Annotated in this window: 24 protein-coding genes and 1 tRNA gene; all 25 read left to right on the forward strand. The window is 51.8% G+C overall.

The genetic code is table 11. The features are described 5' to 3' along the window. Positions 1–42: 42 nt before the first annotated feature. The 25 genes from rpsA (at position 43) to M3223_RS08530 (ending at position 23,300) form a co-directional block, all read left to right on the forward strand. Positions 43–1,302 (forward strand): 30S ribosomal protein S1, encoded by a 1,260-nt coding sequence (gene rpsA / locus M3223_RS08405; RefSeq protein ID WP_251560820.1) that lies wholly within the window; start codon positions 43–45, stop codon positions 1,300–1,302. A 109-nt stretch (positions 1,303–1,411) separates the two neighbouring features. After that, positions 1,412–2,044, forward strand: coding sequence for a YphA family membrane protein (locus tag M3223_RS08410; RefSeq protein ID WP_251560821.1), 633 nt, complete (start codon positions 1,412–1,414; stop codon positions 2,042–2,044). A gap of 2 nt (positions 2,045–2,046) precedes the next feature. Then, entirely contained in the window at positions 2,047–2,973 is a 927-nt protein-coding gene (locus M3223_RS08415; protein ID WP_251560822.1) for a YIEGIA family protein, read from the forward strand. Beyond that, positions 2,966–3,151, forward strand: a complete 186-nt coding sequence (locus tag M3223_RS08420; RefSeq protein WP_251560823.1) for a capping complex subunit for YIEGIA — start codon at positions 2,966–2,968, stop codon at positions 3,149–3,151. Before M3223_RS08415 ends, M3223_RS08420 begins: the two co-directional genes overlap by 8 nt. Before the next feature lie 99 nt (positions 3,152–3,250). Then, a complete protein-coding gene (gene der, locus M3223_RS08425) occupies positions 3,251–4,573 on the forward strand; it encodes a ribosome biogenesis GTPase Der (RefSeq protein WP_251560824.1) in 1,323 nt (440 codons plus the stop codon). A 12-nt stretch (positions 4,574–4,585) separates the two neighbouring features. Further along, positions 4,586–5,185 (forward strand): glycerol-3-phosphate 1-O-acyltransferase PlsY, encoded by a 600-nt coding sequence (gene plsY, locus M3223_RS08430; protein WP_251560825.1) that lies wholly within the window; start codon positions 4,586–4,588, stop codon positions 5,183–5,185. Between the two features lie 11 nt (positions 5,186–5,196). Then, positions 5,197–6,225 (forward strand): NAD(P)H-dependent glycerol-3-phosphate dehydrogenase, encoded by a 1,029-nt coding sequence (locus M3223_RS08435; protein ID WP_251560826.1) that lies wholly within the window; start codon positions 5,197–5,199, stop codon positions 6,223–6,225. A 252-nt stretch (positions 6,226–6,477) separates the two neighbouring features. After that, positions 6,478–6,753: a stage VI sporulation protein F gene (locus M3223_RS08440; RefSeq protein WP_251560827.1), complete on the forward strand. Its 276-nt coding sequence runs from the start codon at positions 6,478–6,480 to the stop codon at positions 6,751–6,753. Between the two features lie 110 nt (positions 6,754–6,863). Continuing rightward, on the forward strand, positions 6,864–7,046 hold the full coding sequence (locus M3223_RS08445) for a DUF2768 family protein (protein ID WP_251560828.1): 183 nt from the start codon (positions 6,864–6,866) through the stop codon (positions 7,044–7,046). Between the two features lie 20 nt (positions 7,047–7,066). Beyond that, positions 7,067–7,363 carry a 2Fe-2S iron-sulfur cluster-binding protein gene (locus M3223_RS08450; protein ID WP_251560829.1) on the forward strand — a complete coding sequence of 99 codons (297 nt, stop codon included), beginning with the start codon at positions 7,067–7,069 and terminating at the stop codon, positions 7,361–7,363. Between the two features lie 63 nt (positions 7,364–7,426). Then, complete coding sequence (locus M3223_RS08455; protein WP_251560830.1) at positions 7,427–7,810, forward strand: 2Fe-2S iron-sulfur cluster-binding protein; 384 nt, start codon at positions 7,427–7,429, stop codon at positions 7,808–7,810. Positions 7,811–7,812: 2 nt separating this feature from the next. After that, entirely contained in the window at positions 7,813–8,571 is a 759-nt protein-coding gene (locus tag M3223_RS08460) for a hypothetical protein (RefSeq protein ID WP_251560831.1), read from the forward strand. Between the two features lie 257 nt (positions 8,572–8,828). Then, positions 8,829–10,307, forward strand: coding sequence for a stage IV sporulation protein A (gene spoIVA / locus M3223_RS08465; protein ID WP_251560832.1), 1,479 nt, complete (start codon positions 8,829–8,831; stop codon positions 10,305–10,307). A gap of 287 nt (positions 10,308–10,594) precedes the next feature. After that, positions 10,595–10,924 (forward strand): hypothetical protein, encoded by a 330-nt coding sequence (locus tag M3223_RS08470; RefSeq protein WP_251560833.1) that lies wholly within the window; start codon positions 10,595–10,597, stop codon positions 10,922–10,924. Positions 10,925–11,159: 235 nt separating this feature from the next. Further along, a complete protein-coding gene (locus tag M3223_RS08475) occupies positions 11,160–11,435 on the forward strand; it encodes an HU family DNA-binding protein (RefSeq protein ID WP_251560834.1) in 276 nt (91 codons plus the stop codon). 269 nt (positions 11,436–11,704) lie between these two features. Then, positions 11,705–11,781 (forward strand) — tRNA-Pro (locus M3223_RS08480). 564 nt (positions 11,782–12,345) lie between these two features. After that, complete coding sequence (locus M3223_RS08485) at positions 12,346–13,221, forward strand: hypothetical protein (protein ID WP_251560835.1); 876 nt, start codon at positions 12,346–12,348, stop codon at positions 13,219–13,221. Positions 13,222–13,256: 35 nt separating this feature from the next. Next, complete coding sequence (locus tag M3223_RS08490; RefSeq protein ID WP_285891172.1) at positions 13,257–17,984, forward strand: family 78 glycoside hydrolase catalytic domain; 4,728 nt, start codon at positions 13,257–13,259, stop codon at positions 17,982–17,984. A 380-nt stretch (positions 17,985–18,364) separates the two neighbouring features. After that, positions 18,365–18,586, forward strand: a complete 222-nt coding sequence (gene mtrB / locus M3223_RS08500; protein WP_251560836.1) for a trp RNA-binding attenuation protein MtrB — start codon at positions 18,365–18,367, stop codon at positions 18,584–18,586. Between the two features lie 127 nt (positions 18,587–18,713). Next, a complete protein-coding gene (locus M3223_RS08505; protein ID WP_251560837.1) occupies positions 18,714–19,241 on the forward strand; it encodes a hypothetical protein in 528 nt (175 codons plus the stop codon). A gap of 143 nt (positions 19,242–19,384) precedes the next feature. Continuing rightward, on the forward strand, positions 19,385–20,248 hold the full coding sequence (locus tag M3223_RS08510; RefSeq protein ID WP_251560838.1) for a heptaprenyl diphosphate synthase component 1: 864 nt from the start codon (positions 19,385–19,387) through the stop codon (positions 20,246–20,248). An 8-nt stretch (positions 20,249–20,256) separates the two neighbouring features. Beyond that, complete coding sequence (locus M3223_RS08515) at positions 20,257–20,970, forward strand: demethylmenaquinone methyltransferase (RefSeq protein WP_251560839.1); 714 nt, start codon at positions 20,257–20,259, stop codon at positions 20,968–20,970. Further along, on the forward strand, positions 20,967–21,845 hold the full coding sequence (locus M3223_RS08520) for a UbiA-like polyprenyltransferase (RefSeq protein WP_251560840.1): 879 nt from the start codon (positions 20,967–20,969) through the stop codon (positions 21,843–21,845). Before M3223_RS08515 ends, M3223_RS08520 begins: the two co-directional genes overlap by 4 nt. Further along, complete coding sequence (locus M3223_RS08525) at positions 21,842–22,459, forward strand: UbiX family flavin prenyltransferase (protein WP_251561020.1); 618 nt, start codon at positions 21,842–21,844, stop codon at positions 22,457–22,459. The genes M3223_RS08520 and M3223_RS08525 overlap by 4 nt, the downstream gene beginning before the upstream one ends. Next, positions 22,452–23,300, forward strand: coding sequence for a menaquinone biosynthesis protein (locus tag M3223_RS08530; protein WP_251560841.1), 849 nt, complete (start codon positions 22,452–22,454; stop codon positions 23,298–23,300). Before M3223_RS08525 ends, M3223_RS08530 begins: the two co-directional genes overlap by 8 nt. Positions 23,301–23,302 lie beyond the last annotated feature (2 nt).

The raw sequence follows: 23,302 nt of genomic DNA on the forward strand, positions 1-23,302 counted from the left end.
GGTTTAAATAAAGTTGGGGTATGAACTGAGGAGGTAATTTCGATGTCAGAAGAAACAAAAATCCAGGACTCTGTCCAAGAATCTCAGCAAGGTCTCAGCCAAGATGAGCTGGAGAACATCGTCTCCCTTAAAAAGGGCGACATCGTTACCGGTACGATTGTGAAAGTTGAAGACAACCAGGCTACGGTAAGCCTCGGTTATAAATATGACGGCACTATTCCTTTGCGTGAGCTGAGCTCCGTTCAACTGGCTAACGCGAACGATGCTGTCAAGCTTGGCGATGAGCTGACGCTCAAAGTCATCACAATCGACGACGAGAAAGAAAAGCTGCTGCTTTCCAAAAAAGCGGTTGACGCTGAGAAATCTTGGGATTCCCTGCAAGCCAAGTTCGAAGCTGGCGAAGTTCTCGAAGTTACCGTTGCCGACGTAGTTAAAGGCGGTCTGGTTGCCGATGTCGGCGTTCGCGGATTCATTCCTGCGTCGATGGTTGAGCGCCATTTCGTTGAAGACTTCAAGGACTACAAAGGCCGTACCCTGAAAGTCAAAATCAAAGAAATCGATCGCGAGAACAACAAAATCATCCTCTCCGCCAAAGAAGTTTTGGAAGCGGAATTCGAGCAAAATAAACAACAGGTTATGGACAACCTGCAAATCGGCCAAGAGCTGGACGGCACGGTTCAACGCCTGACGCCATTTGGCGCATTTGTTGATATCGGCGGCGTTGACGGCCTCGTTCACGTGTCCGAAATGTCCTGGCAGCATGTAGCTCATCCAAAGGATGTTGTATCTGAAGGCCAAGCTGTTCGCGTAAAAGTGCTTAAGCTGGATCCGAACGCTGGCAAAATCAGCCTTAGCATCAAGGCAGCTCAACCAGGCCCTTGGGAATCCGTAAGCGGCCAATTCAACACGGGCGACATCGTTACGGGTACGGTTCGCCGTCTCGTTAACTTCGGCGCGTTTGTAGAAATCGCTCCTGGCGTGGAAGGCCTCGTGCACGTTTCCCAAATCGCGCACCGCCACGTTGCAACGCCTCAAGAAGCGCTGCAAGAAGGCCAAGAAGTTAAAGCCAAAATCCTTGACTTCAACCCGGCTGAAAAGCGTGTTAGCCTGAGCATCAAAGAAACGGAAGAAGCTCCTGAACAACAAGCAGCGGCTCCTCGTGCAGAGCGTCCGCAACGCGAGCGCTCCGACCGCGGCGGCTTCAAGGAAAAAATCGACAACCCGAATGTTTCCTTGAGCAACCAAAGCATGAGCTTCAACCTTGGCGAGCGCTTCGGCGACAAGCTGAACAAATTCAAGTGATTTTTATTTGACCTCAAATCAAGCCTTGTTCCGTTATATTGACGGAGCAGGGCTTTTTTTCATAATTCAGCTGTCCGGGGTGCATAATACGTCAATGGAGGTGCATCCAATGACTACCATTGAAGATGGATTCCTGGCAGCGGAAGCTGCTGTAATCCTGATCATTATGTTGTGGAGCGGATGGAATCAAGAGGCGGCTGGAGGATTAAAAACGGCATCAGCCGTTGCGGCAATGGCCCTGCTGCTCCTATGCGGGGCATTCCGCATAGATGGTGAGCGGTTAGTATGGAATGTTGCGGCGATTGCACTAATGTTCATTGCAGCATGGGTATGGAGAAACCGAATTCCGCGCGGTGACAAGATGTACTTGATTGGCTGTGCATTGCTGCTAGGGTTTGTTCAAATTTGGCTGAATTCACTATTTCAAGGTTCGCCGCAGCTGATTATCTCGCGTCCAGGCTGGGATACCGCCGTGATAAGCGGTTCGTTGGCCGCGCTTCTGACGCTGCGTGCTCCGGCGCAGTTTTTCATTCTGTCAGCCGCCACCTTGTTTGCTTCCATTTATCCGATCTGGGAAGCGTCTGCTGCTCTGCCAATTGTCATTGGGGAAGCTGCTTGGTGGGATAAATTCGCGCTGTCTGCGGTTTGCTGCCGGCTCTCCACGGTTGCGCTTCAAGCCATGATGTTCTTTATCGGAAAAGTGGCTATTGGGCGGAGAAGCCGTCCAGAGAGGGAGGGCTGACGTTGCTGCAGCATCTTAACGATTATTTTGACGTGCATCAGACGGTAGCCTCTGTCCTGATCGGCATTGCCTTTGGTTTATTTGCCCGCTTTTTGCTGCTCCGATCCGATTATCGACAATATCCGACATTTCCGCATGGACAGATTATCCATATTTCGCTTGGATTTATCGCTTCCGCGCTAGGGGCTGTGGCAGTGCCGGCTCTATACCAGAAAAACCTGACCGCGCTAACGTTTCTTACTGTGGCCGCACAGCAATTCCGGGATGTACGCAATATGGAGCGCGAAACGCTTTCAAAGATGGACTCGATGGAGCTCGTTTCCCGCGGCACCTCTTATATTGAAGGGATTGCTATGGTGTTTGAAGGCCGCAACTATTTGGTCATTATGGCTGCGATGACGGCAAGTCTGTTCACGACAGCTGTTAATGTGTGGGCTGGTACGGCCGGCGGACTGCTGTCGTTAATCGTCGTATGGAAGCTCCGTTCGGGCAAGTCTCTAAGCCATATTGCCCATGTTCGGTCGGCGCCTGTGACGGTTAAAGGCCCGGACCTGTATGTAGGGGATATCTATATTATGAATATCGGTTTGGAAAGTGATCAGAAAATCGTTTGCGAGCGCGGCCTCGGATTAATTTTGGAGCCGAAAAACGCCAACGGCCGCGTTACGCTGTCCAATATCGGACAGAGGCAGGCTATTCTGTACGATTTGTCCACCATTTTAGGAGTGTACCGGGATACCGGGGAACCTTCACTGCTGCCGATGGCCAAGCTGAATCTGGACTCAGGGAGCTTAGGCGTGTTTATTTTGCCTCATGACAAAGATCCATCCAAAGCGGTGGAAATTGCCAGCCGCGTGCCGCTGCTGGAAACGGCGGTCCGCATGCCGTCAAAAGCGGGAGTAAACCAGGAGGCGAAGGATCATGGGTAAAATCGTTGCTGTCGTCAGCCGTTCTGCTTCCGCCGCAGTTGGCGGAGGCGCGCCTGTTTTTATTGAGCCGGAGCCTCAGCAGGCGGAGCAGACGGCCTTTTTGCTGGAAAAAATATTGGACGCCAATGCTCATGATCTGAAAAACGGAACGTACATTCTTGTTGACCATAAACGTTAATTCTGATTTCGCGGATTTTGGGACAACCTGAAAAGTTAGCCAACTCCGTTGTTTTTTGCTATGATGAAAGGCGTGAGAATTTTTGAGAGGGTGTATGTTATGGCAAGACCCGTTATAGCCATCGTGGGCAGGCCGAATGTGGGGAAATCCACGATCTTCAACCGGGTCATCGGCGACCGTCTGGCGATCGTTGAAGACAAGCCGGGCGTCACGCGTGACCGGATCTATGGAACCGGTGAATGGAATGGAAAATCCTTCAGTATCGTAGATACCGGAGGGATTGAGATTGATGGAGAAGACGAAATCATGAAGTCCGTCCGCATGCAGGCAGAGCTTGCTGTGGAGGAAGCGGATGTTATTATTTTCATGGTAGATGCCAAAACCGGCATGACGCTGGCTGATGAGGAAGTAGCTCAAATGCTGTTCCGCTCCCGCAAACCGGTTGTGGTCGCGGTCAACAAAGTGGACAATCAAGGACGTATGGAAGACATTTATGAATTTTTTGGCCTCGGATTTGGAAGTCCGATCGCTATCTCCGGCTCTCATGGAACCGGAATTGGCGATCTGCTTGACGAGGCGGTATCCAAGCTTCCGGAGCTGGAGGACGACGGTTATGACGAGGATGTGATCCGCGTTGCGCTGATCGGACGGCCGAATGTCGGGAAGTCGTCGCTTGTGAACGCTCTGCTCGGAGAAGAGCGCGTCATTGTTAGCGATGTCGCCGGTACAACGCGGGATGCTATCGATACGCCGTTTGAAAAGGACGGCCAGCGGTACGTGCTGATTGATACGGCAGGCATGCGCAAGCGCGGCAAGGTGTATGAATCGACGGAGAAGTACAGCGTTATGCGCTCTCTGAAGGCGATCGAACGCGCGGATGTTGTGCTGATTCTGATCAATGCCGAGGAAGGTATTATCGAGCAGGACAAGCATATCGCCGGTTACGCGCACGAGGCGGGCAGAGCTTCGGTATTCGTTGTGAACAAATGGGATGTCGTTGATAAGGACGACAAGACGATGCAGCATTTTACGCAAAACATCCGCGACCATTTCTTGTTTATGACCTATGCGCCGATTGTATTTTTGTCGGCTCTGACCAAGTCGCGGCTGCACAAGCTGCTTCCGGTCATTAATCATGTTTCCGAGCAGCATTCGCTGCGGATTCAGACTCATCTGCTGAACGATGTCATCTCGGATGCAATTGCAATCAATCCTCCTCCGACCGACAAAGGGCGCAGACTGCGTATTAACTACGTGACTCAGGTCGCGGTGCGTCCGCCGACCATTGTCATCTTTGTCAATGCACCGGAGATTATGCACTTCTCTTATGAGCGTTACTTGGAGAACAAAATCCGTGCGGCATTCAATTTCGAAGGGACTCCGGTACGGTTGTTCACGCGCCGGAAGTCGGATGAAGATTAGGAGAGAGACAACTTGCTGACTTCCATCCTTGCGATTGCGGCCAGTTATTTGCTGGGCTCCGTATCATTCAGCATCCTTATCGCCCGTTATGTTAAGGGCATTGACATCCGGCAATACGGCAGCGGCAACGCCGGCGCCACGAATACACTGCGGGTGCTCGGCAAAGGTCCGGGCATCACAGTGTTTGTGCTTGATATTCTTAAGGGAGTCGCTGCGGTCTGGATTGGCAAGCTGGCGAATTCGGATATCGACTGGCTGCCGGCCCTCTGCGGACTGGCCGTTATTATCGGCCACAATTGGCCGGTATATTTCCGCTTCAAGGGCGGAAAAGGAATCGCAACGGCAATAGGCGTCATGATTTCGCTAGCGTTTCTTCCATCCCTTTATGCAGGCATTGTTGCCATCCTGCTCATCGTTTTAACCCGTTACGTTTCTTTGGGCTCGCTCGCCTTTGCGCTATTAACGCCATTATTCATTTTATTGCTGATTGGACTCGGACCGGTCTTCTGGATGTCTGCGGTGCTTTGCGTATTTGCATTTATCCGCCATCGCACAAATCTGGTCAAGCTGATTAAAGGGACCGAGAACAAGCTTGGAGCCAAAAAGGAATGAGGTGAGCCTGGATGACAAATCGGGAAAACACGCCGCGCAAGCGGCTTAAAACGGCCGTATTGGTTGCGGGCAGCTGGGGAACGGCGCTTGCAACCGTATTGGCCGATAACGGCCATGAGGTCGTAATGTGGACGCGCGGACAGGCTCAAGCCGATGAAATCCGCGATCAGCATACTAATTCCAAATATTTGCCCGGAGCGCAGCTTCCCGAGGCTCTTACCGCCACGACAGACTTGGCTGAGGCGTTAGAAGGAGCACAGCTTGTGCTGTTTGCGGCGCCAAGCTCCGCCATGCGCCAGGTTGCCTCTGCTGCGTCTTCGCTCGTCGCCCGCGATGCCATTATTGTACATGCGACCAAAGGCTTCGAGACCGATACGCTGGAGCGGATGTCACATGTGCTCGCTGGGGAGCTGGGGCGTTCGCAGAAGGAAATTGTCGTGCTCTCGGGTCCGAGCCACGCGGAGGAAGTAGTCAAAAAGCTGCCGACAACGGTTGTTGTCGCCTCCGAGCAGGAGAGCTTTGCCGAAAAGGCGCAGGACGCTTTCATCAATTCCTGTTTCCGTGTGTATACGAATAAGGATGTGACCGGCGTAGAGGTTGCCGGAGCCATCAAAAACATAATCGCGCTCGGCACAGGCCTGTCGGACGGTCTCGGCTTCGGCGACAATGCCAAGGCAGCGCTTATAACGCGCGGCCTTGCCGAAATCGGCCGTTTAGGCTCGGCAATGGGAGCAAACATGATGACGTTTGCAGGACTTGCTGGCGTTGGCGATCTTGTCGTTACATGTACAAGCCCGCATAGCCGCAACTGGCGGGCCGGCTCCATGCTGGCAAGCGGTCTGTCGCTTGATGAGGTGCTGGAGCGAATGGGAATGGTCGTTGAGGGCGTTCGCACGACTAAGTCGGCCAAGGCGTTGTCGGCCCGCTTCGGAGTCGAAATGCCGATAACCGACCAGCTGTACGAGGTATTGTTCATGGGCAAAGAACCGCGCGAAGCGGTGGAAAGCCTGATGCTGCGGGACCGGACAAACGAGCTGTAGGCGATTAGGATACAAGCTGAAGGAAGGTCAGGAAAAGTTCCGCGCAGGCGGGCCTGTATAACAATCCAGCGGCAACAGCCGCTTGAGAACTGCCGCTGCGCAGAGGCTGCTTTTTTTCCGACTCGAACAACGGGCTGTCCGGCCCACACCAATGCTTGCTCCTACTCATAGAATGATGGCAGAGCGGTTAAACCACCGGCGCAACCGTAACCGGCGGTTTTAGCCCCATCATTCCTGAGGAGGGGAACAATCGTGAGCAAACACTCGCCAAAGGATATTTTGGGTGCGGTCAACAAAAAGACCGGCAAGAATATCACAGAGCAGCAGGTTAAAAAACTCGCCAGCGGCGTCACTCCAAGCACAATTAAAAACGAGGACGAACTTCGCCGGCTGGTCAAGCAGGTTGCCGCCATGGCTAAGGTGCCTTTGACAGAAAAAACGATGAACGATATCGTTGCAGCGGTCAAAAGCTCCGGCATGAACATGGGCAGCCTGGAATCGTTGATGAGCATGATGATGAAAAAATAAAATATCCGTATGGCATTGAAAAGGGGCGGTTCGCCCCTTTTTTTCTAAGCTGGCCCCGGACAAGCCCGAGGCTTCACTGCCAGCGGTAGCGCAGATAGGAGTGTCGGACAATGGATCCGATGACAGTTATGTGGATCTCGTTGGTAGGAATCGGGATGATGGTTCTTTCCGCCCTCATGATTACTTTCGCCCGTGCCAAAACGAAGGGATTTTTGCGGGGAGCGCTGTCTCTGCTCGCTTTTGGCCTTCTGGTCGTTGGTTTTATGCTTGGCGTGTTTTCCATCATCGTTTAGAAGCGCGGAGGTACATACAAATGATTATATTGCAGGGCCGCACGAAGCGCACGGTAACGGAAGCGGCAGAAGGTAAAACGCTGCTGCAGCTGGCGCTGAAAGCTAAGGCGGAATGGGGCTCCTCCTGCCAGCGGGGCACCTGTGCGCGCTGCCGCTGCCTGATTGTAGACGGAATGGAGCATTTGGAGCCGGTGACTGATGCCGAGTGGGACCGGCTGGAGCCAGAAGAGCTGGAGCAGGGCTACCGGCTTTCCTGTCAGGCAGTCATTCGCAGTGATCATGCAAACGTGGAAGTTAAACATAAGCCTTATTTTTAGCATTGAACCGCTTTTTTGATGCAGCACCGCTTTTCACCTGACGTTTAAAGGAGAAAATGGGCCATGATCGAAGTCACTTTTTGGCCGCAGGGGCGCAAGGTCAAGGTCAGCCGGGGCACCAATCTGCTAATTGCCGCCCAGCAGGCGGGGCTTCCGATGACGGTACGCTGCGGCGGCAAAGCGGCTTGTCTCATGTGCAAGGTCGACATCCATCCGGACTACGGTGAAGCCGGTATGTCCGCAAGGACGGAGCAGGAACGCTTCAAGCTTGGAGCAGACAGCGGACAGCGGCTTGGCTGCCAAGCGAGAGTGCTCGGCCCTTGCCACGCCATTTTGCCGGAGGATCCGCTTAAGGCAGCGGTTCGCCGCCGGCTTGAGCTTCAAGCCGAAGAGGATGACGATAGCTGGCTGCGCTCGTTTCGCAGCGATTCACCAGGAGGGAAATGAATATGATTTGGAACAACGTTCTCATTCGGCTGCCAAACAACCCTTCCCGCCGTTTCAAAGCCGCAGCTTCGCTGGCGGTGCTGACATTGGCGTTGTCAGGCTGCATGTATCCGAAAGAGCGGTTAGGCCAAAATCAGGTGCCGGCCAAAGACGCGGTTGCCAGCGTGCAGATGGTAGTTGATCTTTATCAAAAGGATACCGGCTTGCTGCCAATGAAAAACGCTTCCGAGAATACGCCGAAATACGAGAAGTTTATCGTTGACTTCGCCAAGCTTCAACAGAAAAACTATATTTCAGAGCTGCCGTCCGCTTCCTTCGAAAAAGGAGGCAGTTATTATTTTGTCATTCAAAACGAGGAGAAGGATCCTGCCGTCAAGCTTTTGCCGATTACAACTTTCCAGGCCGTCAATGATATTCAGGCCGAGAGCGACCGGTACAAACGCAACAACGGCGGCGCAATTCCGTCCGGAGAGCAGGTTTATCCCGGTTTCTATCGGATCAATTACGCAAAGCTTGCGGTGAAAGAGCCAGAGCTGCGCAGCGTTTATTCCGGCGGAGCATTGACGCTTATGATGGATGAGCGCGGCCGGGTATACGCCGATTACGGAAGCGATCTTATGCGCGCCGTTCAGAAGCGCGGTCTCGACGCGATTAAACCGGAAGAGGATTTGCGGGTCCTGCTGGCGGAGGGAACCGACTTTGTGCCTGTAAAGGCGCCCGTATACTATCTTGTGAACAAAGAGCCGGTGCCGCAGCCTTAACCGGCTTGGACCTATTCCTGAACCTTTGCCTTTTACGGCAAAGGTTCTTTTCTATTGCCGGCTTACATATCATTCATTCTTGATAGCGCTGGTTGGTCCAGACCGGATGCAAGATTATAAGGCGCAACCGTCATAATCCGGAAAGATGGACAATATGCTATTACTAGTCCACAGCATGTACGAGTTGCGTCGCTTGCCTGCCCTCTTGACCGGTGGAAGGCGACGAACCGGATAATCGATTGGGAGGGGATCTGAAAGTGGAAAAAGTGGATATTTTCAAAGATATCGCAGAACGGACCGGCGGTGACATCTACCTCGGCGTCGTTGGTGCGGTCCGTACAGGGAAGTCGACGTTTATCAAACGTTTCATGGAAACCGTGGTGCTTCCCAACATCACCAGCGAGGCAGATCGGGTTCGTGCCGTGGATGAGCTGCCGCAAAGCGCGGCAGGCAAAACGATCATGACGACGGAGCCGAAGTTTGTGCCTAATCAAGCCGTCCGCATCAACGTCGCAGAAGGGCTTGAGGTCAACGTACGGCTCGTGGATTGCGTCGGTTATGCGGTTGACGGCGCAAAGGGTTATGAGGATGAAAATGGTCCGCGTATGATTACGACCCCTTGGTTTGAGGAGCCAATCCCGTTCCAGGAAGCGGCCGAAATCGGAACGCGCAAGGTCATTCAGGAGCATTCAACGCTTGGCGTTGTTGTAACGACAGACGGCTCTATCGCCGAAATCCCGCGCAGCTCATACGTGGAGTCGGAGGAACGTGTCATTGCCGAGCTGAAGGAAGTTGGCAAGCCGTTTGTCCTGATCATCAACTCCACCCGCCCAAAAAGCGAGGAAGCGCAGCAGCTGCGCGGAGAGCTTCAGGCCAAATACGATATTCCCGTCATGACGCTCAGCGCGGCTAGCATGGGCGAGGAAGAAGTCATGTCCGTCCTGCGCGAGGTGTTGTACGAATTCCCGGTTCATGAGGTCAATGTGAATCTTCCAAGCTGGGTCATGGTGCTGAACGAAAACCACTGGCTCCGCAGCAACTATGAAAATTCCGTGCGCGATACGGTTCAGGACATCCGGAGGCTGCGCGACGTGGACCGCGTAGTCGCCCAGTTCATGGAATACGATTTCATTTCCCGCGCCGGATTGAGCGATATGAACATGGGGCAGGGTGTAGCCGAAATTGATCTGTATGCGCCTGATGAGCTGTACGACCAAATTCTGATGGAGGTCGTTGGCGTTGAGATTCGCGGCAAGGACCATCTGCTCCAGCTGATGCAGGATTTCACGCATGCCAAGCGGGAGTATGACCGGTTCGCGGAAGCGCTGGATATGGTCAAAACGACCGGCTATGGCATCGCAGCTCCAACGTTGGCCGAAATGCAGCTTGACGAGCCGGAGCTGATCCGCCAAGGCTCACGCTTCGGGGTCAGACTGAAAGCGACGGCTCCTTCCATCCATATGATTCGGGTTGATGTTGAGTCGGAGTTTGCGCCGATCATCGGAACGGAGAAACAAAGCGAGGAGCTTGTGCGTTATCTGATGCAGGACTTCGAGAACGATCCGATCAAGGTGTGGGATTCCGATATGTTCGGACGCTCCCTGCACTCCATCGTGCGGGAGGGAATCCAAGGCAAGATCGCGATGATGCCCGACAACGCGCGGTATAAGCTGCAGGAAACGCTGGGCCGAATTATTAACGAGGGCTCCGGCGGGCTGATCGCCATCATTTTGTAGGATGAATAAAAATACAAAATAGGTAAAGGCCGAGTGTCTGCGGACACTCGGTTTTTTATTTTGAATCGGTGAAATTAGGGGTTTTAATTAAGGTTTTTATGAAAACGATCTAAAGGGCAATTAACTAACCATTAAGTTAAATATGTATAATTATACAACATTCTGATTAATTATTTTGGTTCGGTCAATATAAACAAAACTGATTTTCTAACTGGGTAAAGATGCTGTGATAATCTTAATTCATATATGATCCAGTCTAAAAAGTAGGGGCCAAAAGGAGAAGAGGGATGAACTGGCCTAAAAAATCAATGCTGGCGCTGGCTTCAGCAGTTTTGTTCGTAACGGCAGCTTGTGAAAGCGGTAATGGCGGCTCGAACGCATCCGAGCAAGGGAGAGACGACGGAGCCGTTACATCCGATGCCATTCTGGCTACTCTTGGCGAAGGCAATGACGGTATTTTGACTGACCATGGTACGGTGGAAGCGCTGGAGGCTGGCGTAAAAAAGGCAGTTGATAAAGGTATTCCGGTTGTTGCACTTGATGCAAATCTCAAAGTGTCCGGCGTGACCGTGTTCCAGCATAGCGATGAAAAGCTGGCTTCGACGCTGCATGAATAGATGAAAACAGATATCGGCGGCAAAGGCAGCATCAACTCAACCGGAAACGCGCTTGACTGTCTTTCAATCCGGCTCTGACGAAGCGGAATCAAGCCTTGCTGGCGCGGTAAAAATAGTCTTGTATTCCGGGTGCCGCTGTATTAGTATAAGTTTGTTCCGCCTGAGCAGGTATATTTTTGCAGGAATCGGTTAAACCATGTGATAAGGTGAGAAGAAATAACAGGAGGTGAGTTCATTGAACAAGACCGATCTGATCAATAAGGTATCCGAGGCGACGGAGCTGTCCAAAAAGGACGCGACGAAAGCGGTTGACGCCGTGTTCGAAGCCATCTCCGATGCTCTTCAAGCAGGTGACAAGGTGCAGCTCGTCGGCTTCGGCAACTTCGAAGTTCGCGAGCGTCAAGCCCGCAAAGGCCGCAACCCGCAAACCGGCGAAGAAATCGATATCCCAGCGAGCAAAACGCCAGCTTTCAAACCAGGCAAATCGCTCAAGGACCTTGTTTCCAACTAATCCGGTCCAACCGGAGGCCGTCCGATTATTGCAATCGGACGGTTTTTATTTTTTTCGGAATGTTTTGTGATATCCATTAATCTGGAACAGGCGAAAGAAATAGCGGAAATCCAGGTTACATCGGTCCATACTCAAAGTATTGCAGTAGTTCGCACCAAGGTGCTATAATCGAACCCGTACCGAGCGATTGGTGAGGGCAATGATACATACTTTTTCGTTGAAAATGAGTTTTTACCGCGTTTTCAGCCGTTCCGATTTTTTAGCAGCGTCGGGGTATGGCGCAGCCTGGTAGCGCGCATCCTTGGGGTGGATGAGGTCGCAGGTTCAAATCCTGTTACTCCGACCATATGTAACAGTCAAGGGCTCCTGCAACGTTTAAGCCTTAGATATGGCTCTAGCCTTTATAAACTCCGGTTTAACGAATTAGCCTCCTTTATCAGATGCATCTGATAAAGGGGGCTTTTTGTTGCTCAAATTTGCGGCTAAGGATTTTCTAGGCAATCGGGAGCTTAAATGTCCGTATTTAAACGTCCTAGAATGCCTTAAATGCTTCTTTAGGAGCAGTAGAGTTCTAGGTGCCCTAAGAATAAAAAAGAGCACTAGATGCCGAGATGGAGCGTGTAGAGTTTGGCTTGCGAGACGGTTTCAACCATACTGGTGGCGATAAGGCTCTATCCATCTTCCGCAAGTCGAGTGTTGCAAAATTTAATGTCAAGATGATCCCCCCATAAGTAACAGTTGTCTCCTTCAAGGAATGGGTTATTCTCGATATGATACATATACTCAAGGCTAACGATTCAAGCGCTAATGGGAGGAGGGAAATGACAGGGTACATATTGAAACTAAAAGCACTACCGATTCCAGTCGTCTAAGCGTTGGACAACAAAAAGGAAGAGAGAAGGATGATCCGATGAGTTTATTATCCTTAACAAATGCCAAACGCAAATTGAGTATGGCTTCTCTTGTTTTGGTTCTGATGGCAGGCACGGTGTCAGGCATCTGCAGTCCGGTATCATTGGCGGCGTCTGTTTCAGCTGTGACAATTACCAACCTCAAGGTCGAATCAACCGCAACGCCGCTTGGAATCGATGTGGAAAAGCCAACCTTTAGCTGGCAAATGGCCGTTTCGTCCGATGTCCGCGGGTACGCGCAGACCGCTTATCAGATCATCGTCAAGGATTCCGAAGATCAAGTCGTTTGGGACTCAGATAAGGTCGCAAGCGGCGTTTCAGTAGGTATTTCTTACGCAGGTGACGCTTTGCGGGCGGCAACGAAATACACTTGGACGGTTACGGTTTGGGATCAGAACGGGGATGCGGCTGCGGGAACTTCTTGGTTTGAGACTGGTCTGATGAATTCGGAGCTTTCCGCATGGAATGGCGCAACCTGGATCGGCGGCGGTCAGGAGGATATGGTGCTGTATGCGCACTCCTTGTCCGTATTTAAGGTGAAATACAGCATAAAGCTGGACAGCGGTTCGAACAGTACAAAAGCCGGCTTTGTGCTTGGCGCAAATGATAGCCGGTTGATGGACAAAAATAAAAATATGTACAATATTCAGAGCGGAAAAGACCAGAACTATCTTAAATTTGAGCTTGATATTTCAGCCGTAGACGGTTCTGCTAACGGTCTTGCAAAGTTTAACATCTATCGGGCGGGATATGCTCCAGGCGATAGCTCCGATACTCCGCTTAATTCGGGCACGATTCCATTGGCGTTAATCAACAAGGATAACAAATATGACAACACGATTTTTATTTGGAGGAAAACCTTGAGCAATGCTTGATTTATGTGGATGGCACTGGTGAAAATAACCGAATCATGAGTGCAAAACTTAATCCTTTAGGTGCAAGCGGCGATTTTATCAGCTTCCCGATGTTAGCAGAAATCGGTTTTGCAATGGACGCCGGACAGAAAGCCTCCTTCTCTAACCTCGAAGTGTCCAATTTTCGAAAACCTTCCAGTACGCTGTTTAAAGAAAATCTGAGTCAAATGACTCCATACAACGGCATCTACAGCGGGTATGTAGATGATGCGAATTCCGGATTCAAGGTGGTAAATGATGCCTATGTTCTGGACGGCGGGGGAAACGGCATCTTTGCCGTTGCAGACCCAAGCCGAAATTCGGTTCCCATGCTGCGAACAGAGTTTGCTGCAGACAACAAGGAAATTGATAAAGCCCGTCTCTATGTTACAGCCCGCGGGATATATGAAATGTATATTAACGGCGAACGTGTAGGTGAAGACTATTTCAACCCTGGCCATACGCAATATAATGCAACTCATATGTATCAAACCTATGACGTTACAGATATGATCCAATCTGGTGGGGACAACGCCATAGGAGCCTGGCTCGGCGAGGGCTGGTGGAGCGGCAATTTCTCCTATATTGGGAATAACTGGAACTATTATGGCGACCGTCAATCGCTTTTGGCTAAGCTGGTTATTACGTATAGCGATGGATCGACTAAAGTTGTTACAACGAATCCCGCCGAATGGAAATACAATAATGACGGCCCTATCCTTTACGGAAGCTTTTTCCAAGGGGAAAACTACGATGCGACTAAAGAAGCGGCAATTAACGGTTGGAGCACAGCGGCATATGACGACAGCAATTGGAAAAACGCGGCTGAGGTAAATCTGGACAGCACAAATGCTTTTGTGGAATGGCCATTACTTTATAACAACATGAAGCTAATCGGCCAAATTGGCGAAAACGCAAGCATCGTAAAAACGCTTACGGCAAAAAGCGTAACGGATGTACGTCCGGGTCAAAAGGTCTATGTTTATGATATGGGGCAGAATATGGTAGGCGTACCGAAAATCACAATTAAAAACGGTACTGCCGGACAGAAAATCACGATGCGTTATGCCGAGGTGCTCTATCCAGACCTGCCGCAATACGGGGCAAACGTCGGTATGATCATGCTGGAAAATATTCGAGCTGCCCTAGCCCAGGATACTTATATTCTCAAGGGTGGAGATGAAGTAATTCAGCCGCGATTCACCTTTCATGGATATCGCTATATCGAAATAACGGGAATTTATGAACCGTTGCCGATAGATGCCGTGCAGGGAGTGGTCATCAGCTCCATGAAAGATGAAGCTTCTCATTATGAATCCTCAAACAGTAATGTGAACAGGCTTTGGCAAAATATTAACTGGTCCGCTCGCGGAAACTTCCTAAGCGTTCCAACGGACTCCCCGCAGCGCAACGAGCGGATGGCTTGGTCCGGTGACATTTCGGTGTTTTCGAGAACAGGCACCTATATCGCGGATGCGGACCAATTCCTTACCCGTCAATTGTTGGCGTTGCGCGATTCCCAGGATTCGAGCGGCAGATTTAAAGACGCTACTCCGGGCCAAAACGGATTCGGCGGAGTTTTATGGGGGAGCGCGGGCATTACGCTGCCTTGGGAAGTGTACCAACAATATGGAAATACAGCTGTATTGAGACAGCATTACGATTCGATGAAAAAATACGTGGATTATTTGAGCGACAATTATGCTCATGATGCGAGGCTTGGCGACTGGCTTAGTCCTCAGTACGAAAAGAACGAACCGATATTTCTGGCGACAGCCTATTACGTTTACGATCTGTGGATCATGGCCAATACCGCCGAAGTTCTCGGTCAATCGGTAGATGCCGCAAACTATTGGGCCTCCTACAACGAACGTAAAAATGACTTTAATGACACGTTTGTGAAAGTGGTGAATGTTGATAACAAATCCGCCAAAAAAACGGTCAAATCCGACGGTACGCTTATGGATACACAATCGTCCTACGCTGTTCCGTTAGCTCTAGGCGTATTCAGTGATGAAAACATCCCTGTCATGAATGAAAATCTCGCAAATACGGTGAAGCGTCAAAACTTCGATGATAATAATGCATTATTGCCTGACTATTCGTTAATGACCGGCTTTATCGGAACGGCATGGATCAGCAAGGCGTTATCAGATGGAGGAAACAGCGATTTGGCTTATCGTCAACTGCAGCAAACTTCATTTCCGTCTTGGCTGTATTCGGTAGAGCAAGGCGCAACCACGATTTGGGAGCGATTGGATTCATTCACAAGAGAAAATGGCTTCGGCCGCTACAACAATATGAACTCATTTAACCATTATTCCTTCGGAGCTGTCGGTCAATGGATGATGGCGTATTCGTTAGGGATACAGCGCGATGAGAATAATCCGGGCTTCAAACATTTTATTTTACAGCCTACTCCCGATCCGGATAAAGTCATGACTTGGGCTCAAGGGCACTACGATTCGGTGTACGGACGTATTGTCAGCTCGTGGAATATCAACAATGACATGTTTACGTACAATGCGACGGTACCGGCGAACACTACGGCTACCGTATACATTCCTGCTGCCTCTGAGAGCGCGGTAATGGAAAGCGGGCATCTGGCATCGGAGTCCGCTGGGGTCGCGTTTGTTAAATACGAGAACGGCCATGCGGTTTATGAGCTTCAGTCCGGCAGTTACCAGTTTACTTCCCCGATCCTTAATACTTCCGGACTGGTCAATCTGCTCCAAGAGGCTAGAGCGATCACAAATGCGAACGGAAAATATACAACAGACTCTTTTGCAGCTCTGCAAGAAGCAATTGGAGCTGCTGAAGCAGCATTGGAAACCAGCGAGTCTGAGGAAGAATTGGCCGCTGCAGCGGCTGCGCTGCAAGCTGCTATTGAAGGTTTAACGGACTCCGGCAATACCATTGTTGTAACTGCAAACAAGCAGCCATGGAAACCAGAATATGCATGGCAAAATGCTGCAGACGGCGATATAGATACGTTCACTTGGATTAGCTCCGCTCAGAATATAGGGGATTACATTCGATTAGAATTAAAAGATCCACTGCAACTGCATTCCGTTACACTTACTTCGGTCAATACAACGGATTTGCTGGCTAAATCAGATATCGAAATTTCTATGGATGGTACAAATTGGTTTAAGGTCGGAGAGATGGATAAATTAAATAGGCAGACGGTCTCAGTCAGCCAGGTGCAAGTTAAGTTCGTTCGACTTACGGTTAAAGAGGAAGCGGCTCGTTGGACTCGGATTAATGAAATCGTTCTTAATGACGCACCGGCGCCGACACCGACACCAACACCAACACCAACAGTGACACCGACACCAACGTCGACGCCGACAATTGTTGTATCTGCAAACAAGCAGCCGTGGAAACCGGAATATGCATGGCAAAATGCAGCTGATGGCGATTTAAGTACGTTTACCTGGATTAGCTCTGCTCAGAACGTTGGCGATTATATTCAATTAGAATTAAGCGATCCGCTGCCATTACGTTCAATTACACTTATATCAGAGAATACGACGGACCTGCTGGCTAAATCAGATATTGAAGTTTCTATGGATGGAACAAATTGGGGAAAAGTCGGAGAAACGGATAAATTAAACAGGCAGACGGTTCCAGTTACCGAAATACAAGTTAAGTTCATTCGTCTAGTGATTAAAGAAGAAGCATCACGCTGGACTAGAATTGATGAAATCATTCTAAATGATGCACCGTCGCTAACACCAACACCAACACCAACACCAACACCAACACCAACACCAACACCAACACCAACGCCAACGCCAATAACGACGGCAACGCCGACACCGACAGCAACTCCAACAGCGACGTCGACACCAACACCGACGGCAACGCCAACACCGACGTCGACGGCAACGCCGACACCGACGGCAACGCCGACACCGTCGCCAACACCAACGCCAACACTGACGCCAATAGCAACGCCGACACCGACGGCAACGCCAACACCGACACCGACACCGACACCGACGGCAACGCCAACACCGACGGCAACGCCGACACCGACGGCAACGCCGACACCGACACCGACAGCAATGCCAACACCGACGCCGACGGCAACGCCAACACCAACACCAACGCCAACACCAACACCAACACCAACACCAACGCCGACACCAACTATAAAACCTGGTAATGAACCAGACCAGCATGTAGAAACGGTTGAATGGCCGGATGTGGATGCTGGGCATTGGGCAGCGCAAGCCATTCAAAAAGCGGTTCAACTCCAAATCGTCGAAGGTTTTGCTGACGGCTCGTTCCAGCCGGGACGGATAACAACACGGGGAGAATTTGCTGCCTTGCTGGGAAGGGCTCTACATATGAACGAGCCGACAAACTTCGATCCAGCGTTTGCCGACCAAGCGAGCATACCGGAATGGGCCAGACCGTATGTTTCCCAATTGGTCCAGAGAGGCATTATTAACGGGTTTGAGGATGACACCTTTCGAACAGAGAAAAGCATGACCCGGCTCGAAATGGTGGTCATGATTACGAGAGTGCTTGGGATCAAGGTTGAGCATAATGCGCCAGTAACGATGTTTACCGATGCAAAGCAGATACCGGAATGGGCCAGACCTTACGTTGCAGCCGCATATCAGACTGGATTAGTAAGCGGAAAAGAAGAGGGCCGGTTTGATCCTGGCGCATCCGCCACTCGTGCAGAGGCGGTCGCAATAATTATCAGAATGCTGAAGTTGCAAAACAATTAACCTTCCTGTTGCCGCTCCATTTTCCTGGCGGGGAACGAGCGGCTTTTTCTACGCTTAAGGTTTCGTTTAAAGGCTGCTTTTACCATGCAAGGGTTGTACTAAGGTCGCTCAGCAAGACTGCTTTACAAATTCATCAGACCAATTTATAATACGCTTAAATTGATGTTTTCTCGCAATATCGTAGGATACGAATGAATTATGGTCACTCCTTTCTCCATAGAGCGGGTGAGATACCAGATTTAAATCCTGTTACTCCGACTATACATAACAGCCTGAACTGCTTTCCTGACTTGGATCGGGAGGGCAGTTTTTTCTAAGAGCAAGCCTATTTGGTCCAAGTAAGTAAATCTAAGGTTTTTAGAACGAAGGAGGAACGCGTCATGGAACAGCAGCAGGGCGACTACATCGTCATCAAGGCGAAGGACCAAGGCGTCCAGGTTATCGGTTTGACACGGGGGACGGATACCCGGTTCCATCATACCGAGAAGCTGGATAAAGGAGAGGTTTTGATCGTCCAGTTCACGGATCATACCTCCGCAATGAAAATAAGAGGACGGGCCACGATTATATCCCGATATGGCACAATTGAAGCCGGAGATTGAAGCGCAGGCGCAGGCCTGCTTTTTTATTTGTCCCGCCAAGTTTTCATGAAATAGGTCCTGTCCCCGTATACATGCAGTATAGGATGATTGCAGTCTGTTCGGCGGCAGTCGGAGGGGGGATTCGGAAATGAGAGCGGGAGCGGGAATAAGGATGGCTGCTGCTGGAGCAGCAGCTGTCGGCGCCATTTTACTGCTAGCGGTTGTGCCTTTTCATGCAGATATGTTTAAAGGTGACGAAAGGGCTGTATTTAGAACGGAGCTGCCAACGGCGCTTGGGCATACAAATTTGGTCGACGAGCTGCAGGAGCTGCAGCTGTCTGAAAAGCTGAGACGAGTTGATTGGAACGGAAGCGTGTTAAAGATCGAGCTAAACCGTGACGCCGAGAGCAGCTCAGACATTTTGCTCCGCGACGATCTGCTCAAGCTGGCCCGGCTTAGCTTCGTCCGCAGCTCCAACGTCTCCCGGTTGCTCGTCAGGCTGGATACGCCGGAAGGAACGCATATCGCTGCTGCCGACCTGAGACGGACGGACGCATGGATAACACCGGGCGAGCTGCGTGACTGGAGCGGAATTAACCTGGAGACGGATCCGTTCTGGCAAGAGCGGTTAAGGCTGGTCTTTTTTTCGCCAAAGGAAGCACCTAAGCCGCTATAGAGCGATTTTCAACCGGAGTCCGGCGTGCTTCGGGCAAAGGCTTTCAAGCATCGTGTGTTTTGTGCTTGTCCGCCGCAATTGTGGTATACTAGTTTAGATTATGGAACGGTTGTGTCTTGCCGTTAGGTTCGGAGGCTTACCTCATGACAGAATACCGAATACCCGCGTTAGCCAGCAAGTATACGAAGCACGATATGATCCAGCGCTATGCGGATCTGCCTCCGTTTCCGGATGCCCGCATCCGGCTGTTACACCGTTTTCTGCAGCACGGCTCCTCCTTGGAGCAAGACGAGCTGCAATCGCTTGCCGTTTCACTCGTCCAGCTTGGACTGGATACCCATGATTTTGTCGATATTGAAGCCGGCGACCGCGACATGTTTCAGATGAGACAGCGGCAGCTGCGCGTGCTGGCGGGCGACTATTTTAGCAGCCGCTTTTACCAGCTGCTGGCGGGAGCGGGCAACATCGATTTGATCCGGACGCTGAGCGGTGCGATCTGCGAAGCGAACCGGCTCAAGACCGAGCTATATTTGCGGATGAAGAAACGCCGCATTGGAGCAGAGGAGTATGTGGAGCTGCAAAGCCGGATCCGGGCTGTCCTTTTCCTCGGCTTTAGCGAGGTTTTGGAGGAAGGGCTGAAATCCGTCTGGGAAGAGCTTGTAATGGCAATTTCCAAGCTGGAGGTCCTGGCTGCAGAGCGTTTGAAGCTGGAGCAGGCCGGGCAATTCGGCGGCAGCTGGGGGTATTGGTATGTGCTGGAGCATGGCGATTCCCGGGACAGGACCCTCCTTGAGGGAGAACCGGAGAACAAGTCATGCCCATTGATTGAAAAATATGGCCTGGCCGCATTGCTGGCGGACAAGCTCGGCTCCTGCGCGGCCCGTTACAGGCAGCTCTCAGCTTCGCTTGCCCCGTCCAAACTGGCGGAAGAGGCGGCAATGATCGCTGATCTTCTGCTTCGCCCCTCACGCGGAGTGGCGGCCGGAACGGCAGGTGAATCGAGGTGACAGCGAAGATGGACTCCAAGGAAACACATGTTCATGCGGTATTTCAGAAGATCGCTCCCCAGTACGACATGATGAACGATCTTCTCAGCTTCCGCCAGCATAAGGCTTGGCGGAAATTCACCATGCGCAAGATGGGCGTGCGGCCCGGTGAAACGGCGATTGACCTTTGCTGCGGCACTTGCGACTGGACGCTGGCCATCGCCAAGGCGAGCGGCAGCGGCAAAGTCGTCGGTCTGGATTTCAGCCAGGCGATGCTGGACGTCGGTCAGGTAAAAGTTGACGAAGCCGGACTGCGCGGGCAGATTACGCTTGTGCAGGGCAATGCAATGGAGCTTCCGTATCCCGATAATTCGTTTGATTACGCGACGATCGGCTTCGGCTTGCGGAATGTTCCAGACCTGCATCAAGTGCTGCGGGAGATGCAGCGCGTTGTGAAGCCAGGCGGCAAGGTTGTCTGTCTGGAGTTATCCAAGCCGACCTGGCAGCCGTTCAAAAGCATTTATTATTTCTATTTCGAGCGCTTGCTGCCTCGCGTCGGCAAACTGGTAGCAAAGTCTTACGAGCAGTACAAATGGCTTCCCGAATCGCTCAAAGCTTTTCCCGACCGTAACGAGCTGGCGGATATTTTCCGCAAGACCGGCCTGGAAGCGGTAAGTGCAGACCCCTTAACCGGCGGCATTGCGGCGCTTCATATCGGAACGAAGGGGACAGACGGCAGATGATTCGGAAGGTACGCATTTTTTTGGAAATGATCAAGTTCGAGCATACGATTTTTGCTCTGCCTTTTGCTTATATCGGCATGCTGCTGGGAGCGGTGACGATGGAGGGGAGACTTCCCTCCTGGGCCGAGGCCGGCTGGATAACGCTCGCGATGATAGGCGCGCGCAGCGCCGCGATGGGACTTAACCGGCTCATCGACAAAGCGATCGACTTCAAAAACCCGCGGACCGAAAAAAGGGCACTGCCTGCCGGATTGCTTAAAACCGGCGAGGTTGTGCTTTTCGTTGTCCTGAGCTTTGCGCTCTTTTTCTGGGCGGCGTCCAAGCTGGACCCGGTCTGTGTCAAGCTGATGCCAATCGCAATCTTTTTCCTGGTGATCTATTCTTACGCCAAACGGTTTACATGGCTCTGCCATGTCATTCTCGGATTGACGATCGGCCTTGCGCCGCTCGGCGGCTGGGTTGCCGTAACCGGCTCCTTCGAGCCTGCAGCATGGGTGCTCTATATCGGCATCGTGTTTTGGCTGGCCGGCTTTGATACGATTTACGCGCTGCAGGATATTGATTTTGACCGTACCGAAAAGGTGTTTTCCATCCCGGCCCGTTTCGGCGTGCATCGCTCTCTGCATCTCGCGAAGTTTTTCCATTTGATTACGGCGGTTTGTTTCGTAGCGCTGTTTTTCATGACGGATTTGAGCTGGATCTATCTCATAGGTGTGGTCCTGTCGATTGGAATTCTTTTCAATGAACATCTCATTCTTGGTCCTGATGACATGAGCAAGCTGCAGCTGGCGTTTTTTACGATGAACGGCTGGCTGAGCGTGACGATGCTGGTATTTACGCTGCTTGATCTTGTGGTGCTTCGCGCATGGAAATGACACGGAAAACACGCAGATGGGCGGTTGGCATAACCGGTGCTAGCGGTGCTGTTTATGGAGTCAGACTCGTGGAGGAGCTGCTGCGGGCCGGCTGCGAGGTCGGGCTTGTTGTCAGCGACGCCGGCTGGAGAGTGCTCAAGGAAGAGCTGGGCTGGGACGCCACACGTCGCCAGGAAACGCTGCGCAGCGCTTTTGGCGAGGCAGTCGAGTCCGGCCAGCTGCGGCTGTACCCGAGCGGCGACATAGGCGCGAACATCGCCAGCGGATCCTACAGGATGGAAGGCATGATTATTGTGCCTTGCTCCATGGGAACGCTGTCCGCTGTGGCTCACGGGTCGTCGGACAATCTGATGACGCGCGCGGCAGACGTCATGATGAAGGAAGGACGCAGGCTGCTGCTTGTGCCGCGTGAAACGCCTCTGCATGCGATTCATTTGGAGAACATGCTCAAGCTGTCAAGGATGGGCGTTTCGATTGTACCGGCGATGCCGGCTTTTTATTACGGGCCTCGCACGATGGAGGACCTCGTTGATTTTCTGGTGGGCAAGCTGCTTGACTTGATGGGATTCGAGCATGACTTGTTTCGCCGGTGGGGAGATGATGGGCGTGGCTGACAGCAGACCGATCGGTGTCGGCAGAATCGACTACACGAACGCTTGGCCGCTGTTTCATTATGTTCCGGACGAAACGGATGATTACCGCGTAGTGCGGAGCGTGCCCTCGGGCTTGAACCGCATGCTGCAGCAGGGGGAGCTTGGCGTATCCGCCGTCTCCTCCTTTATTTACGGTCTGGAGCCTCAGCGGTATATGCTGCTTCCCGGACTTTCCGTCGGAACAGCCGGACCGGTCAGATCCATTCTGCTTTTTCTCAAAAAGCCGCTCAAGGATGTGCTGCGCGGGAAAATTGCCTTGACCGACACGTCGGCAACTTCCGTTAACTTGCTCAAAATGATTTTGAGCTTGCGTTATGACGGCAATCCGGAGTATACGATCATGAAGCCTGACCTTCCGTCCATGCTGAAGGATAATGACGCAGCTTTGCTCATCGGAGACAGCGCTATCCGCGCCTCCTGGGAGACCCACGGGTTGGAGGTTATGGATCTTGGGCGGGAGTGGAAGGAATGGACGGGCCTCGGCATGACCTATGCCGTTGTGGCTGCAAGGCGGGAAGCGGTAGAGAGCTCCCGCAGCGAGGTGCTGCGGCTGCATGAGGATATGCTGGCGAGCCGGCGCAGAAGCACGGCCGATCCCGGGCCGCTCATTAGAAGGGCGGTATCATCGCTGGGAGGCACGGAAGCGTACTGGCGGGAGTATTTCACCGGCTTGCAGTACGATTTTGGACCGGAGCTGCGCGAAGGCTTGGAGCTGTATTACCGTTATGCCCATGATATGGGCCTTCTGAGCGGACACGCAGGGCTGGAATTTATGGATTCGCAATTATCCACAGGCAGGTGAAC

Origin of the sequence: Paenibacillus pasadenensis, from assembly GCF_023715725.1 — a bacterium.
Classification (GTDB): Bacteria; Bacillota; Bacilli; order Paenibacillales; family Paenibacillaceae; genus Paenibacillus_O; species Paenibacillus_O pasadenensis_A.

Excerpts from the sequence above, each read along its gene's own strand:
- M3223_RS08420 (WP_251560823.1), top strand. The coding sequence starts at position 2,966 with ATGGGTAAAATCGTTGCTGTCGTCAGCCGTTCTGCTTCCGCCGCAGTT.
- M3223_RS08490 (WP_285891172.1), top strand. The coding sequence starts at position 13,257 with ATGAGTGCAAAACTTAATCCTTTAGGTGCAAGCGGCGATTTTATCAGC.
- M3223_RS08435 (WP_251560826.1), top strand. The coding sequence starts at position 5,197 with ATGACAAATCGGGAAAACACGCCGCGCAAGCGGCTTAAAACGGCCGTA.
- M3223_RS08410 (WP_251560821.1), top strand. The coding sequence starts at position 1,412 with ATGACTACCATTGAAGATGGATTCCTGGCAGCGGAAGCTGCTGTAATC.
- M3223_RS08455 (WP_251560830.1), top strand. The coding sequence starts at position 7,427 with ATGATCGAAGTCACTTTTTGGCCGCAGGGGCGCAAGGTCAAGGTCAGC.
- M3223_RS08520 (WP_251560840.1), top strand. The coding sequence starts at position 20,967 with ATGATTCGGAAGGTACGCATTTTTTTGGAAATGATCAAGTTCGAGCAT.
- rpsA (WP_251560820.1), top strand. The coding sequence starts at position 43 with ATGTCAGAAGAAACAAAAATCCAGGACTCTGTCCAAGAATCTCAGCAA.
- M3223_RS08505 (WP_251560837.1), top strand. The coding sequence starts at position 18,714 with ATGAGAGCGGGAGCGGGAATAAGGATGGCTGCTGCTGGAGCAGCAGCT.
- M3223_RS08510 (WP_251560838.1), top strand. The coding sequence starts at position 19,385 with ATGACAGAATACCGAATACCCGCGTTAGCCAGCAAGTATACGAAGCAC.
- M3223_RS08445 (WP_251560828.1), top strand. The coding sequence starts at position 6,864 with ATGGATCCGATGACAGTTATGTGGATCTCGTTGGTAGGAATCGGGATG.
- M3223_RS08450 (WP_251560829.1), top strand. The coding sequence starts at position 7,067 with ATGATTATATTGCAGGGCCGCACGAAGCGCACGGTAACGGAAGCGGCA.
- M3223_RS08460 (WP_251560831.1), top strand. The coding sequence starts at position 7,813 with ATGATTTGGAACAACGTTCTCATTCGGCTGCCAAACAACCCTTCCCGC.
- M3223_RS08515 (WP_251560839.1), top strand. The coding sequence starts at position 20,257 with ATGGACTCCAAGGAAACACATGTTCATGCGGTATTTCAGAAGATCGCT.
- der (WP_251560824.1), top strand. The coding sequence starts at position 3,251 with ATGGCAAGACCCGTTATAGCCATCGTGGGCAGGCCGAATGTGGGGAAA.
- mtrB (WP_251560836.1), top strand. The coding sequence starts at position 18,365 with ATGGAACAGCAGCAGGGCGACTACATCGTCATCAAGGCGAAGGACCAA.
- M3223_RS08470 (WP_251560833.1), top strand. The coding sequence starts at position 10,595 with ATGAACTGGCCTAAAAAATCAATGCTGGCGCTGGCTTCAGCAGTTTTG.
- M3223_RS08485 (WP_251560835.1), top strand. The coding sequence starts at position 12,346 with ATGAGTTTATTATCCTTAACAAATGCCAAACGCAAATTGAGTATGGCT.
- M3223_RS08525 (WP_251561020.1), top strand. The coding sequence starts at position 21,842 with ATGACACGGAAAACACGCAGATGGGCGGTTGGCATAACCGGTGCTAGC.